The sequence below is a fragment of the Paraherbaspirillum soli genome (assembly GCF_042654985.1).
GTDB classification, from domain to species: domain Bacteria; phylum Pseudomonadota; class Gammaproteobacteria; order Burkholderiales; family Burkholderiaceae_D; genus Paraherbaspirillum; species Paraherbaspirillum soli.
Window position 1 is genome coordinate 81,743 of sequence record NZ_JBHSMT010000028.1, and the last position, 15,287, is coordinate 97,029.

A 15,287-nucleotide genomic window follows, 5' to 3' on the forward strand; every position below is an offset into this window, starting at 1 on the left:
ATGGCGGCCAGCAGCGATTTCCTGGGACAGGGCTGGTCGCATCCGGTGGCCATCAATGCCGGCCAGGTGTTGTTCGCGGCCGACGGCGAAGACATCCGGCAAGCGATCTTGATCATTTTGCAAACCGCGCCCGGCGAACGGGTGATGCTGCCGACGTTCGGCTGCCGCATCAATGAACTGGTGTTCGCAGCCGGCAATGCCACCGCCGTCAGCCTGGCGCAGTTGTATGTGACGCAGGCGTTGAACCAGTGGGAGCCGAGGATTCAGACGTTGCAAGTGAACGTCACCATTGCGCCGCAACAGCCGAACTGCCTGCAAATCGCGGTCGATTACCTGATTCGGGACCGCAATCAGCCGGGCAATCTGGTGTTTCCTTTTTATCTTAAATAGAGCAGGAGCCAAGTATGGATCAAGCAAGCATCGCCGCCAGGATCAAGGAGCTGAAAGACAACTATCAAGCCGGGCAGGGGCAACTGCGCAGCCTCGAAGCCCAGCAACGGGAATTGCAGAACACTATGCTCAGGATCAGCGGCGCGATCCAGGTGCTTGAAGAGCTACAACAAGAGTTGCAGCAAGAGCAGCCGGTGTCCAGTCAGGAGCGCGCCATGCACATCGCAAGATAAATCGGATGCCTATGACAGACCCGATTCTGGACTTTCGCACTGCCCGGGAGTTTTATCAGCAGGCGCTGGAGCTGGCCCAAATCTACACGCCCGAATGGAGCAAATACTGGCCGTCGGCATTGACGCCTCCGCTGAAGCCGCAGGACGCCGCTGCAATAGCGCAGGCGGTCAATCAAGATCCCGGATTGGTATTGCTGAATCTGTTCGCGCAACTGGCGGGCTATACCGCCGGTATTGAGAACCGGATACCGGATCAAAGGCGGCAGGCGTTTTTCCGCTTCCTGAACATGCAATTGCGAGCACCGCTGGCGGCGCAGGCACCGCTCCAGTTCAAGCTCAAACCGCAGCAGCCGGCCAAGCAGATACCGGCGCAAGCCGCAGTCCTCGCTGCCGATGCGCAGACCATACGCTTCCAGACCAATCAGGAGTTGCTGGTGGTGCCGGCCGAGTTGTGCGCGGCGATGACCATCATCCCGGCTCAAGACCAATATATCGATGCGATGCCGGTGCTGAGCGCCGCCGCCGACAGCGACCTAAGCGTGCCGCTGTTCGTCGCCAACGATGCGGCGGAGCCGGGAGGGGCGTTTGAACAGCCGCTGGGGCACTGGTTCATCATGGGCGACAGCCAGTTGTTCAAGCCCGACCCGGCGCTGCAAAGCATCACCGTCACATTGCATGGCAAGCAGTTGTACCGCGACTATTTTGAACAATGGTGCGATGGCGCAATGACGCCGTTGAGCGTGCAGTTGCGCGATTGGCCCGACGCCCAGAAACTGGAGATCACGTTCAAGCAAAAGCCGCTGGCGCCGCCGCTGAGCATAGACCGCTTGCACCGGCAACTCTATTCGCAGGAAGATCCCGGCGCCGGTTTTGCCGACGCCCCGCAAGCGGCATCGGAGCAGCAGCCGGAGTACTGGCTGTTGGTAAAACCCGGTCCGCAAGTCAAGGTGCTGGCTTCGCTGACGCAGCAACTGCCGGTCATCACCGGTCTGCAATGCACCTTCAAGGGCGATCTGATCCAGCCGCAACAGGCGGCCTTCAACGTCGTGTTGCTCGACATTGCGAACGGCGCTTACCCGTTCGGCGAAACGCCGCAAATCAACGACGCCTTTTATATCCGTAGCGACAACGTCTTTTCCCGGCAAGGCGCAGAAGTCAGGATCTCGTTCAAGCTGACCGCCGTCGCCAGCGAATATCCGGTGACCCTGTACTGGCAATTCTGGGATGGCAAGCAGTGGCAGTCGTTCAATCAGACCGACGTCCAGGCCAGGCAGTATCAATTTGCCGACACGACCAATAAGCTGCGTTGCGCCAGCCCTTGTGAGATACGGTTTCTATGTCCGGCGATAGGCGAAACCAGCGTGGCGGGCGAAACCGGGTTATGGATACGAGCGCTGATCGCGGCCGGCGGTTATGGCGAGGCGGGCGGTTTTGTGACCGCCGGCGTGGCCGACACCATAGCCCGCATTCCCGCAGCCATCCTGACGCCGGCGCAAAAGAATAGCGTGACCGCCTATTTGAACGATGTCGAAGGCGTGAATTTTTCCTATCAATTCAACCAGGCAGAGTTTTGCCCGCCTTACATCCAGTCGCTGCAAATAAGTTACAGCTACTCGGCAGCGCCCAGTCGCTACTGGAGTTACAACGCGTTTGAGTTGAGTCCCTTCGTGTTCCATCCGTTCAAGCCGGTGGAAGAAGTGCTGACGGGGTTTTATTTTGCTTTCACGCCTGACGATTTCGGCAAATACACGTTGGGCAACAAGCTGAGCTTGTACTTTTACCTGCAACAGGAAAGTGTCGAGCCGGGCGGTGAACTGCTATGGCAATACCATGACGGCCAGGCATGGCAGGCGCTGGCGGTCGACGATGGCAGCGATGGCCTGAGCCATTCCGGGATCGTCAGCTTCATCGTGCCGGCGACCATGCAAGCGGCCTATCTGTATTCGCAGAGCGCTTACTGGTTCCGCATCAATAATCCGCTGGTCCAGCGCACCATCCGCATCTACGGGATGTACCCCAACACGGTGATGGCCAGCAATATCACCAGCGTCGAGGACGAAGTGCTAGGGTCGAGCAATGCCCAGCCGTCGCAGAGCTTCAAGCTGAACAACACGCCGCTGCTGCCGAATCTGGATCTGCAAGTGATCGAAACGCGCGGGCTCGATCCGGCTGGGCAGGGCGAGGCCGCACCGGATCTGGGGAGCGAGGAAGACAGTGCGGGAGACGAGGGAGACGGTGCGCAAGGCAGCGATCAAATCAGGCGCCAGTGGCAAGCAGTCGATAATTTTGCCTTCAGCGGCCCCGCCGACCGCGTCTACATGCTGGATTGCCAGAATGGCTTGATCACTTTCGGCGACGGCTATAACGGCATGATTCCGCCGCCCGGCTATAACAATATCCTGGCCGCGCATTACGACTACACGCAAGGCTTGGCGGGCAATGTGGCGGCCGGCCGCCTGACCATGCCGCGGCCCGGCATCAACAATATCGACAGCGTCAGCAATCCGGCGCCAGCGGCGGGCGGCGTCGATGGCGACACGGTAGCCGACATCACCCGGCATAGCCCGGCGCTGATCAAGGCCAACGGTTACGCGGTGGAACTCGGCGAACTCAGCGTGCTGGCGCTGCAAGCCTGTCAGCAGGTAGCGCAGGCGCGGGCGGTGGAGACTCCCGATCAGCGCATCCGCGTGGCGCTGCTGGCGCTCAGCGATGCGCCTGTGCCACATACCAGCCCGGCAATCTTGAATCAGGTGCGGATTGCGCTGCAGCAGGTTTGCCTGGCGCCGCTAGCGCCGCGCATCAGCACCGAGGCGCCGGATTTCGTGGCGATCGACGTCAGCGTGCAACTGGCGGTCAAGATCGCGCCTGATCAAAAAAACGCGCTGCAACAAAGCATCGTCCGGCAGCTCCAGGCATTTTTGCAGCCGGTGTTCGGCGGCCTTGAGCAGCAGGGGTGGCGCTTCGGCCAAACCGTGCAAGCCTTGACTGTCAGCCGCTTCCTGCGCCAGCTGCCGCAGGTCAAGGCGGTGCTGGCCCTGAATCTGAACGGTCGGCAACAGGGCGATATCGCTTTGCTGCCGACCCAGTTGCCGGTGGCCGGGGCTATCTCCGTCCTGGTTTATCCGGAGTAAGGACTATGGCCTTCGAATTGCCGAATCTGGACAGCAAGAGCTACCAGCAACTGGTGACGGACTTGATGCGCCGGATTCCGCAATACACCAAGCTGTGGACCGACTATAACGATAGCGATCCCGGCATCACCATGTTGCAATTGCTGGCCTGGCTGGACGAGTCGCTGCTGTATCAAGCGAACCGGATCCCGACCTTGACCGATGAAAATTTCTTGCGTTGGGTGCTGGGGCTGGCCTTCAGTACCAATCAAACCGAGTACAGCCTGGTGGCCGAGGATAAAAAAAATCCCGACTTCGATTTTCTGGACTTGCGAGCGTTGCTGGCGCAAATCGAGCAAGGCCAAAAGCACAGCAAGCAAACCTTGCAGAAAGAAGTGTTGTCGTATCTGCAAAGCCCGTATCTGGCCTTGACCCTGCCGAATATCGAAGCGCTGGCGCTGCAAAGCAATCGCAAGATCGCCTGGCTCCACGAGCAGCAACAGGCTCATGCTGATGGCGACCCGCCGCTGTATGTACAACAGGCACACGCGGAAAACGCGGAGCAAGCCAGCGTCGTCTATATCTTGAGCGACGCGCCGCGGGAATACCAACTCCCGGACTATCCCAACCGGCAGCAATATGGCAACGCCGGCGCTACCATGCGCCGCCTGTTGCTGCTGCAACCGCGGGATCGCACCAAGCAAGAGAAAACCTTGCTGGACCAGGTCGGTACCTATTTGCAGCCGCGCGTGATTGCCGGCAGCGCGCTGCGCGTGCGCATGGCGCCATTGACGGCGATCGATGTGAGCTTGTCGATGTTATGCAGCGCCGACACCGAACTGGCAGTCACGCTCGCTGCGGCGATGCAATCGCTGTTTGCCTATTTGCAGCCGGATGGCGGCCCCGATGGCCAAGGCTGGCGCTATGGGCAAGCCCCGAGCGCCGACGATTTGAAGCAGCTGGCATTGAGCGTGCCGGGGGTTGCGGCGCTGGAAACGTTCAATCTCAACCACATTCCCACCGTCATGCTCGACCAGATGGCGGAACTCGGCGCCAACACCTTGCTGGCCAGTTTTCCCGCCGGCCGCAGCGCGATGCTGTACCAAGGTTTTCCGCGCTTGCGCTGCCTTGACATCACCGTCAAGCGTCAGCAGCCATGAGCGAAGCGTCCAGCTACCTGCGTTATCTGCCGGCCATCTACGGCGGCAAAGGTTCGGAGTTCGTCGGCGACTATCTGAAGATATTCGAGAAACTGTTGAGCGGGATCGACGACGACAAACTCGGAGGCCGCCGCGGCATCCAGGAATTGCTGGCCAGCGAGGTGATCGGCAACCTGTTTTATCCGCGTCTCGGGTTCTTGTTCGACCCGGCCGACACCCAGTTCATGCCGCCGATTTCCGGCGTGAAACCGGAGAAGGAAAAGGAGGAAATCCTCGCCAAACTCGACAGCTATATCGGGGTGCCGACGCCAAGCGATCCGCTGGCGCGCTTCGCCGGCAGCCAACAGTCCGCGGCGTCCTCGCAAGATGCGGTGCAAGCCTGGCTCAATGGTTTATTAAACTGGCTCGGCGGCTGGGTCGACCTGACGCCGGACAATCGTTGGGATATTGATAAAAAACGCCGGGTGATAGCGCAAATCCTGGCGCTGTACCGGCTGCGCGGGACGCCGCAGGGCTTGAAAATGTTGATCGACCTGCTGCTCGATCTGCCGTTGACGATTATCGGCGTTCAGTACAAGGCGGGCGAGTCCGTATCGATCTCAGGGCCGATATCGGTAGAGGTCAGCAATCCAACCCCGCCTTGCATCAAGGTCAGCGATCAGGCCAGCACTGCGTTTATCGTGAAAGACCGCTACCAGCCGGACACGCCAGTGGTATCTGGCTACTTTCCGTGGTTGTTCGAGGTGCTGATCATTTTGCCCAACGACGGCAAACGCGACTTTGTTTTGACCCTCAAAAATGTGCAGCAAATTTTGCTGCTGCAACAGCAATTGCAGCAATTGCTGGCCAGCGTCAAACCCGCTGCCAGCAAATTCACCATCCGCATTCGTCCCAGCATGCGAATGGAGACCGTCAGGCGAATGGAGAGCACCACCGACATAACAAAGATATGCAATGCCGGAACACTCGGCGTCAATACTCTACTGGGGATCAAAGGAGAAAGTTAAATGAGCACATCCATTCCATCTGAAATCGCACGGCGTCTTAACTATCACAACGGCATGTTTCTTACTGCGGAAAACATGACTGTGGAACAGAATTATTTTTCGAATTGGATTCGGTTGCAGAATCGATGCCTGTATACGCCGGGGGTGCTGAGTGGTCTCGCCGTCACCGAGGACAGCAGCCATATGTGGTGGGTCGCCCCCGGCACAGCAATCAACGCTAACGGCGATTTCTTGATCTTTCCCGGTACTTCTCCCGGCACTTTGCTGACGCCAGCGACCATTCCCGGTGATAGCTATAACTTGTATGTCATGTATCCGCCCGACGTTACTGGTTCCCCCGACGTCGTCAATCAGGCTGCGGTGCTGAAAAATGGTCCGTTGTCGACTTCTGAACTTGATGCCTCCGTGCTGTTGGCAGAAGTGTTCCTGACTGACGGCAGAATTACAAAGATCGAGAACAGGAGGGCGCCGGTGGAGAGCTTACTGCCGGCTAAACTAAACAGGGGCGGCACGCTTCACGCCAGCGTCGAGACCAGTCTGAACGCTGCCCTGCAGGGCAGCGTGATAGTCGATACCCGCACGCTGCTAAAGCCCGGCGACAGTGTTTCGCTGCCGGTTTTTTACCTGGCGGACAAGAGTCTGGCCTTCAATGCGCCGCCCAAGGTCCATGCCACGGTACTCGGCCCGACCCCCTATGCGATCAACGTCGATCACGTCAGCAGCAGTCAATGCACGCTAACCCTGAGCGCGGTGCAGACCCGCACCGACGACACGCTGTCGACGCAGGTGAACTGGTTAGCCATGCCCGATTCCTTAACCATTAAAAAGCCTGATCGGACCACACCATGAGCAGTTCATTGATCCAGCGGCCGCATTATTTCGCCGGCGAAGCCTTGCTGACTGCCGACTTCATCTGCGAACAGCAGTACCACATGGAGATGCAAAGCTATAACAACCAAAGCCTGTATACCTACGGGATTGCGTCCGGGCTTGAGATTTTCTGGGATGCCGAAAGCAACAGCAATCAAGTCGAGGTCAGTCCGGGCATGGCAATAGATTGCCTCGGCCGCCAAATCATCTTGCTGCAGCCCCAGGTGGTGAAATTGGTCGATGTGATGTCAGGGTCGAATTATTTCCTGACCATTAGCTACGACAACGTGTATGCCGACCTTAACGACGAAACCGGCGTCGCCGGCTATAAGCGGATCGTCGAGCAGCCACGGATTCAGTACGTGCGCAATCTGCAGCAGCCGGGCCTGAATGTTTTGCTGGCGGTTATCGGCTTTGCCACCAAGGACACGATCAACCAGTTGACCTATCGCTCCGGCAATATCGAACGGCGTTACGTCGGCTCATCGTTGGGCGCGCTGAATTTCATCACCGAAGGCACCGGCGTCCACAAAACCGATATGCCGAATTCCCTGAACGGCTTTTTCGATGCCAAGGACAACAACGATCTCTATCCCTGCATCAGGGCCAAGCGAGAAACCAGCGGCCAGCAAGCGTATCTGGAAGTGGATGCGGCGCGCAGCCAGTTCATGGGACTTGTGACCACGGGCAATAATCTCGGCATCGGCAGCGACCAGCCGCTAGCCAATTTGCAAGTCGAGGCGATCACCTTCAAGGGACAGGGCGTGTTGACTTCCACCGGTGAACTGGTGACGCTATCGAAGCCGCCGACGCCGTTTTTCCAGGTCGGCGATGTGCTGATCTCGGACCCGCCAGCGACCGTGAACAACGGCAGAGCCAGTTTCTGGCTGGACCAGCGTCGCACTATTACCGCCGTCAATCAGGAGCTGCTACAGGTCACGGTGGAATCTGCTTTTGATCCGCCGTTGGATCACATTACTTACACTTATATCCGAGGGACGCTGGCACGCTTCGGCAGTGGCAACAGTTTTCTCAACATTAATATCGATGGCACGGTCGAACTGGGGGGGCAGGCAAGCGCCAGCACTGGTCGCGGCGCCAGCGGCCATCATGCGTTGTTCATCGCAGCTGACCGTAAGGTAGGAATCAACCTGTCGGATCGGGATCCGGAGGCGACGCTGGACGTCAACGGCAAAATCCAGGCGGATGAATTGGAAGTCAACGAACTTCTGTGCATTAATACCGATGGCACGGTCGAACTGGGGAAGCAGGCATCCGCCGGCACCGGCCATCATGCATTGTTTATCACAGCCGATCGTAAAGTCGGCATCGCGCTGGCAGATCGCACTCCGGAGGCGACGCTGGATGTCAACGGCGCCGTGCATGCGAAGAGTTTTGTAGGCGACGGCTCCGAATTGACGAACTTGCCGGCGATGGCCAACTACTGGACTCTCGAAACCGACGGCCGCACGTCGACCGGCAATTTGTACTATACCGACGGTAATGTCGGCATCCGCAACAACAAGCCGCTGGCGGCCCTCAGCGTCGGCGGCGGCCAGTCGTTTATCGGCAAAGGCCTGGTAACTTCCATCAGCGATGGTGTGTTGCAGGGGTACCAAACTGCCTTCCTGGACCAGGTCGCGGCCGGCGACACGATTACCATCGGCATGCTGGTCGAGCAGGTCGGCGTCATTTCGAAAATCATCAGCGGCACCGAACTGATACTGAAGGAGCCACTGCCGATCGCGCTGTCGAACTCGGCCTACAGTTATCAAGCGCCCGGCGGCGACAAGCAGGCCGGAACCGGGAAGATCAGCAGCGACGGCAGCACAGTGACCGGCATCGACACCAATTTCGGCGACGAGGACAAGTTCGTGGTGGGCGGAAAAATCATCATCGACCGTTTCGATGTCAAGGTCATTCCGCCATCCGATACGACGCAGCCGCAAACCATGTATGTGCAGGCGGTCAAGAGTCAGACGGAGTTGAGCCTGATTCTGCCGAATGGCAAAAAGGTGGGCAGCGCGACTTTTTCCGCCGCGACTTCGGCCTATGTCGTGACGCCATCGCTGCTGGCCCATATCAGCGCCAATGGCGGCGACACCGTGCTGCCGCCAGCCCAGGCGCAGGACATTCCGCCGGCGCTGGTGATCACCACCAACCACGTCGTCGCCACTCCCAATACGGTCGCCATCAATCTGCCGCTGGATCAAATCCAGAGTCGATATGCACTGCAGGTGAACGGCGATGTCAGTTTCGGCAGTGGCGCGCTGCATGCCGGCGGCAATATCGTCAGCGATGCCACTTTGGAAAGCAAGGCAATGCAGGTGGCCGGGACCACGATCAATGCCGACGGCAGCGTGCAAATCATCGGCAACCGGGTGGCCTACGATCAAAAAGCGTTGATCAAAGGCGGCACCAGCTTCGAGCAGGTAGCGACCAGCGATGGCTATGTGATGGCCGCCATCGGCCAGCCGATTTGGAAGGCAAATCATTGCGGCAGTCTGGCCGGCACTACCAGCCACAATGGCAAGCAGACCAGTATTGTGCATGCGACCGCGCTCGCCTATCAAATTAAGACGTCGAACGGCAACGAAGATGATAAGACTATCTCCATCCCGGTTCCCGGCTCCTTCACGATGCCGGTCAAACAAGGCGAGACCTGGACGCTTAAATTGACTTGGAACGCCGACATCGGCAAGGCGCCGCCGCTTAAGTTCTATTGGATCCCGCTCGGCCCGCCGCCGCCGAACGCAAAGCTGGCTGAAGCCGAAGCAGCGGCCATATTGGCGGGCGACGACCTAAGGCAGAACGAAGCCGGCGATGAAGGATAGGGTGGCGCACCAAGCTGGTCGATATCACCAAACCGCAAGGATTCAGCATCGATGACCACTACTGACAACGCCGCCTACCGCGACAACCAGGACTTGCTGCAAGCCTTGCTCCGGCTTGGCGACAGCATGATAGAGCGCGCTCTGCTGGTGCGGCAGGCGGCCGCCGATCCGACAGCCAGTCCGGCGGACGCGCAGGACCTGGTCGCTGCGCTGTACCGGCAACCGCCTCAGTTGCAACAACAGCTTGAACAACTCAACCTCGGGTTGCAGCGGCAGTGGGATCGCCTGCAGCGACGCAGTGCTGCCAGCGTCCGCGCCCAGGTGTTTTTGCCATGGGTGCATCTGACGCTGCTGTTCCAGCTGGAACGGCGCGACCAGGAATTGCTGCTGTGCGCTCTGCTGGCAGAGATCGATCCGCGCTACCGTGTCATGTTGCAGGCGCTGACCGACGAGCTCGCCGGCGACGCCAGTTTTACGCCGTTGGCGAGCGCCGTCTTGATGCTAGTCGGCGGTCCGGCCGAACGCATCGACCTGCAGCAACGCCTATTCAGCGACGCTGCCTTGCGCCGCTGGGATTTGATCGAACTGGCGGCCGGTTGCCGGCTTGGCACGCTGGCCGGCGGCTACCGGCTCACTGCCGCCATCAGCGCGTATCTGCTGGCGCGCGCCGCGCCGCAACTACGATTGGAACAAGCGCTGGATGAGATCGACAGCGCGCTGCCGCTGGCCGATCATCTGGTCGACGACGCGGTGCTGCAACAGCTGTCCAATTTCATCGCGCGCGCCGGCAGCGACCAAGTATCCCCGGCCAGCTATCTGCTGCACCTGCAAGGGCCGGATTTGCCGCTGCAACAAAGCCTGTGCGCCGCCGTCTTCAAGCAAATCGGCATGAGCTGCGTCCGGCTCGACGGCAAAGCCATTTGGCAAGCCTATCTCAACGGCCAAAACAATCGTGCCGAATTGACTGCGCGCCTGCGCCTGTTGTGCCGCGATGCGCTGCTGTGCAACCGGGTGCTGGTATTGGTCCATTGCCAGTGGCTAAGTACGCCGGACAGTGCCGACGATTTGCTGGACGAGGTGTGCAACACGCTGCTCGACAGTCAACGCTACCTGGCGGTATTAAACGGCCCGGCGCGCCGTCTGAGCGACCTGGCGCACCAGTACAGCGCGCATCGGGCGCTACCGATCCTGATCAAGAGCCGGGTTCCCGCTAGCCAAATGCGGCATCGTATTTGGCAGCGCCACCTGCCGTCGCTGGGCTTCAAGCCGGCTGAATCGACGCTGGCCCAGTTGGTTAACAATTACCCGTTCACGGAGGAACAAATTCTGACGGTGGTGAAAGAAGCCGCCAGCCGCCAATTGCTCAATCCCGACGCCGAAAGTGCGGCCGAGCTGCTGCTCGACGCCTGTCGCGAGCAAAGCAACAAGGAGCAACTGAGCGTCGCGCAAGAGGTGAAAAGCGCTTACCGTTTCAGCGACATCGTGTTGCCTGCCAATACCCGGCAATGGTTGCTGGAAGTTTTGCAGTACGCGCAAAATCGGCATCAAGTCATTGAAAACTGGGGCTTCGATAGCAAGAACCAAAACAGCAAAAACCTGTGCGTGCTGTTTTACGGCCCCTCAGGCACCGGCAAAACCATGGCCGCCGCTATCATCGCCAATGAACTCAATCTCGGCCTGTACAAAATCGACCTCGCCAATCTGGTCAGCAAATATGTCGGCGAAACGGAAAAACATCTGGCGCAATTATTCGACCAGGCCGAGGCCATGAACATCGTGCTGTTTTTCGATGAAGCCGAAAGCCTGTTTTCCAAGCGCACCGAAACCAAGAACGCGCACGACCGTTACGCCAACCTGCAAACCGGCTATCTGCTGCAGCGCATAGAAACCTATCCGGGCATCGTGATCCTGTCGACCAATTTATTGAAGAACATGGACAAGGCGTTCATGCGGCGCTTCAAGTTCATGATCGAATACCCGTTCCCCGGCAGTGCCCAGCGCCTGCAGTTATGGCGCAACGCCTTTCCGCCGGCGACGCCGCTGGCCGGCGACCTGGATTTTCCGCTGCTGGCGGAAAGAGCGCCGCTCAGCGGCGGCAACATCAACAACATCGCCCTCAGCGCTGCCTTCCTGGCGGCGGCCGAGCGGCAAACGGTAAGTCAGCGCCATGTATTGCAAGCCACCGAACGCGAATATCACAAGTTGGGCAAGGTATTCAACGCCGCCGATTTTAGTTGGGGCGACGATGACTAGAGCAGGGGACGCGACAACTGAAGGAGGGTAAACGTGAGAAAAATGACGCCGCAAACGCCAGCGCCGGTACTTGGCGCGCCGCTCCGCCAGCCGGCGCCACCCGGCGCGAAACTGGGCGGCGGCAACGATTTCACTTCGATGGGCACTTATCACTATGGCGGCAGCGTGCTGCAGCGACGGCCGGCGAGCGCGCCTGCCGGCCCGGTCAGTCAGAGCGGCTTGCCGGATGACTTGAGGTACGGGGTCGAGGCCTTGTCCGGCATCAACCTGTCCCGCGTCAAGGTGCATTACAACTCTGCCAAGCCGGCGCGGTTGCAGGCGCATGCCTATGCGCAGGGCAGCGAGATTCATCTGGCAGCGGGACAGGAACAGCATCTGCCGCATGAGGCCTGGCATGTGGTGCAACAGGCGCAGGGCAGGGTAGCGCCGACCGTGCCACTCGGGGGCGCCATGCTCAATGACGATCAGGGACTGGAGCGGGAAGCGGACGCGATGGGCGCGCGGGCGCATCGGCTAGGGATTGCCCAGACCAGGTTCTACGACCCGCATAATGCCGGCGTAAATCGGTTCCCGGTCGCTATTAACGCAGCGGCGGGGCAAGGCATCATCCAGACCAAGCTGTCGCTGAACAAACAGGTAATAACCTTTAAGAACAACTCGGTGGAAGAATTTCTAAAGGGGATCTTGACCTCTATCTCCGACCAGGATCTGAAAGCCGAGTTCGACCAATATTTCGCAGAAAATCCAGATCGGCTCAAGCATGTGATGATCAAGTGGGCCGGGGCGCCCGAAAACAAAAAGATCGCCAAAAACGATTACCAGCCACCGCCGGGAAAGCAGCAGAAAGCCAAGGTGCGGCATTACGACAACGCCGATGAACTGGCGCTGGCGGCGCTCGGCGAAGCCCGTTCCAAACAAAAAAAGACGGCCGAGAAAGAATACGCCACCGAAATTGTCGGCCGTTCCGATATATTCAATGAACTGGTTGACATCATCCAGACAAATATCCCCATCGCCCTAAAAAAATACGGCACGGTCATAGACAACCTTGCCAAGTTGGCGCCAAAGAACCGCCGAACTTATCTCGAATACGTCCGGATTTTGGAGGTCACCACGCTTTCAGATGTTTTGACCCATCCCCAGAAGCATACGTTTGGGGAATTGGTCGCTGCAATTCACGATGTACAGGAATTGCTCTATCAAACGAAAAACGAAGAGCTTGTTCTAACAATCGACAATGAGCGGGAACGGAACCTAAACAACCCTCACGCACTTCCACCGGAACGCTATCAGGGTTCGGTATTGGTCGGACCATTAGTGGTTCGGAAGCCCGTGGATCGGGCATGGCGCGGCAAAGAAGCAACGCCGAAACCGTCCAATCCCCATGTCAAAACGGCGTTATTGCTCGGCAACCCCACAGACATGGGGCCATCGATGACCGCAGCCAGGATGTTTATTCTCGCGACTGACGGCGGCGCAGGCGCACGACGGGTCAAGTCGCTCGCGCTGGCGCTCTTCGCTTTCTGGAATCGACTTTATCGACGCGACATAACAGACGTTCATCGTTATCACTTTACGATGGATATGGCCGCAAATTTCGACGCCCTCTACAGCCCTTTCACTCCCATCGACAAAGAGTCGAGGCAGTGGCAGGAAGAGTTCAACCTGCGCGATGTCGAATCGGAATTCGATGTCTATGACTAATTTTTTGTCGCTTTCCCCTTTAATGTGGTCCGCTTCGCAGGCTTGTGACGTATACGCCGTCAGATGTTCATCATATTCAATCGCTCTATCACGTAGATCGAGGCCAAGAATCATGCAAGCAAAGCAGGTTCCAATACTCAAAACAACCATCGCTAGCCGGCATCAAACGCCGCGTGAGGTGGTCGCGCAGCCAGCGACGGCGGCCGATGGTAACGGCAGTTATTTGACCACAATGGGTAGCTACTCTTATGCCCGCAGCCCGATACAGCGTAGGAAAGCACCTGACAATCAGCTTAACAACAGGTTCGGCGGTGCCGTTCAGCAGCGACAGCGGATACGTGGAGAGCCGATTCAGCGCATGCAGGTCGGGCAGGACGCCGAGTCCGAATCCCTGTCCCTCGCAGATCAAGCCCGTATCGAGCAAAGCCGGCAGGAGGAGGGGGAGTCCTATCTTAGCCAAAGTCAGGAGGCCGGGCTGATTAACTTGATTCTGCTCGAGGGTCATGAGGGGCCGGATCAGATGGATCGGATGGATCGAGGAGGCTATCCGATCCCCAAGCAGATTCACCGATTTTGGACAGGCGGACCCTTGTCTCGGTCAGCGATGGAGAATCTGGTGGAAAGCGTCAAGAAGACCAAAGACAGCGATTGGAGGCACAACCTCTGGTACTCGAGCCACATCGAGACGTTGATGAATAAAGACCTAGCACAGGACAAGCTTGCCGAACGGGCACAGCAGCGCGACGAACTCACGAAGCTCGGCTACAACGTACGGCCCATCGAGAGCCTGGCAAAGCAGCGCAAGTTCCTTATGTCGAAGAATCCGGACTCCCCAGTGTCGCTGGACCAACTCGAGAACGCGGGCGGCATAGCTTACAAAGCCGTCGCCCATGGCCATGGTTCCGACGACATCAAGTACTTCTCCGACATTGCGCGCCTGCTGTACTTGCACGAGATCGGCGGAATCCACATGGACGTCGACGTCGGCCTTGGCGACATTGACCTCGGGGCCACCTATTATCACCAGGATGAGGTGGGGCGGGTGCCGCTGTTTGGCTCGTTACTGCGCGACAGTAAAGACAAAGAGCCGATCGCTGAGCTGAATTACCTTGACGAACTCAAGCAGCGCGGAAATATCCCGCCGACTGAATGGGATAGGTATCGGCGGACGGTTCAAGCCCTGGTGCTTCGAGCGAAGCAAGGTTCAGCCATGTACAACGCCTTGCTAGCATCCCGACACAAGAATCCACACGTGAAGAAAGCTCTTGAGAGAATGTTTGCCGATATCGAAGGTGACAAAACCGAGAAATATCTACGCACGGGGATGGGATACAACAAATTCCTGCTGACCGGCAGCGACAAAGCGAGCCCGGAAGTCCTGGAACAAGCGTTTTCCCAGTCTGTGCCGCCCTACTTGCTACGACTACGTCACCTCACCCCCGAGAGCGACACTTGACCCCGGAACCACGGATCCAAGCCGAGACTAGGGCTTGACATCGGCGCCTTTGTAATTTTTGAGCGAATTGCCGTGAATCTTGAAGACTACACAAGGGTCGCGAGTTCATCTCGAATCGCGATGGCTAGCGCGACGACGATCAGGGCCCCCGCGACGGCGAACGTGATGTGCATGCCGGCGGCAATGGCAGCTGGACGCGCCGTCGCGATGTCGGTCGTCGCCGATGCCAGCGCGAATACTGCGTCCATCGCAGACGTGCCGGTAATCAAT

The 15,287-nt window shown here is 58.5% G+C and carries 11 protein-coding genes; 10 read left to right on the forward strand and 1 reads right to left on the reverse strand.

Annotated elements, in window-relative coordinates; all coding sequences use genetic code 11:
* From ACFPM8_RS16510 to ACFPM8_RS16555, 10 genes are all read left to right on the forward strand, one after another.
* Positions 1–390 (forward strand): GPW/gp25 family protein, encoded by a 390-nt coding sequence (locus ACFPM8_RS16510; RefSeq protein WP_378998975.1) that lies wholly within the window; start codon positions 1–3, stop codon positions 388–390.
* A 14-nt stretch (positions 391–404) separates the two neighbouring features.
* A complete protein-coding gene (locus tag ACFPM8_RS16515; protein ID WP_378998977.1) occupies positions 405–623 on the forward strand; it encodes a hypothetical protein in 219 nt (72 codons plus the stop codon).
* Between the two features lie 11 nt (positions 624–634).
* Entirely contained in the window at positions 635–3,754 is a 3,120-nt protein-coding gene (locus tag ACFPM8_RS16520) for a baseplate J/gp47 family protein (protein ID WP_378998979.1), read from the forward strand.
* A 5-nt stretch (positions 3,755–3,759) separates the two neighbouring features.
* Entirely contained in the window at positions 3,760–4,893 is a 1,134-nt protein-coding gene (locus ACFPM8_RS16525; protein WP_378998981.1) for a hypothetical protein, read from the forward strand.
* A complete protein-coding gene (locus ACFPM8_RS16530; protein WP_378998983.1) occupies positions 4,890–5,900 on the forward strand; it encodes a phage tail protein in 1,011 nt (336 codons plus the stop codon). The genes ACFPM8_RS16525 and ACFPM8_RS16530 overlap by 4 nt, the downstream gene beginning before the upstream one ends.
* The gene (locus ACFPM8_RS16535; RefSeq protein ID WP_378998985.1) at positions 5,901–6,749 is read left to right on the forward strand and encodes a hypothetical protein; all 849 of its coding nucleotides are present in this window, start codon (positions 5,901–5,903) and stop codon (positions 6,747–6,749) included.
* Complete coding sequence (locus ACFPM8_RS16540; RefSeq protein WP_378998987.1) at positions 6,746–9,604, forward strand: hypothetical protein; 2,859 nt, start codon at positions 6,746–6,748, stop codon at positions 9,602–9,604. The genes ACFPM8_RS16535 and ACFPM8_RS16540 overlap by 4 nt, the downstream gene beginning before the upstream one ends.
* Positions 9,605–9,655: 51 nt before the next feature.
* Positions 9,656–11,857 (forward strand): ATP-binding protein, encoded by a 2,202-nt coding sequence (locus ACFPM8_RS16545; RefSeq protein WP_378998990.1) that lies wholly within the window; start codon positions 9,656–9,658, stop codon positions 11,855–11,857.
* A gap of 42 nt (positions 11,858–11,899) precedes the next feature.
* Positions 11,900–13,561: an eCIS core domain-containing protein gene (locus ACFPM8_RS16550; RefSeq protein WP_378999392.1), complete on the forward strand. Its 1,662-nt coding sequence runs from the start codon at positions 11,900–11,902 to the stop codon at positions 13,559–13,561.
* Between the two features lie 112 nt (positions 13,562–13,673).
* Complete coding sequence (locus ACFPM8_RS16555) at positions 13,674–15,017, forward strand: glycosyltransferase family 32 protein (RefSeq protein ID WP_378998991.1); 1,344 nt, start codon at positions 13,674–13,676, stop codon at positions 15,015–15,017.
* Positions 15,018–15,103: 86 nt separating this feature from the next.
* Here ACFPM8_RS16555 and ACFPM8_RS16560 read toward each other — a convergent pair whose 3' ends face one another.
* Positions 15,104–15,265, reverse strand: a complete 162-nt coding sequence (locus ACFPM8_RS16560) for a hypothetical protein (protein WP_378998992.1) — start codon at positions 15,263–15,265, stop codon at positions 15,104–15,106.
* Between the last annotated feature and the right edge of the window lie 22 nt (positions 15,266–15,287).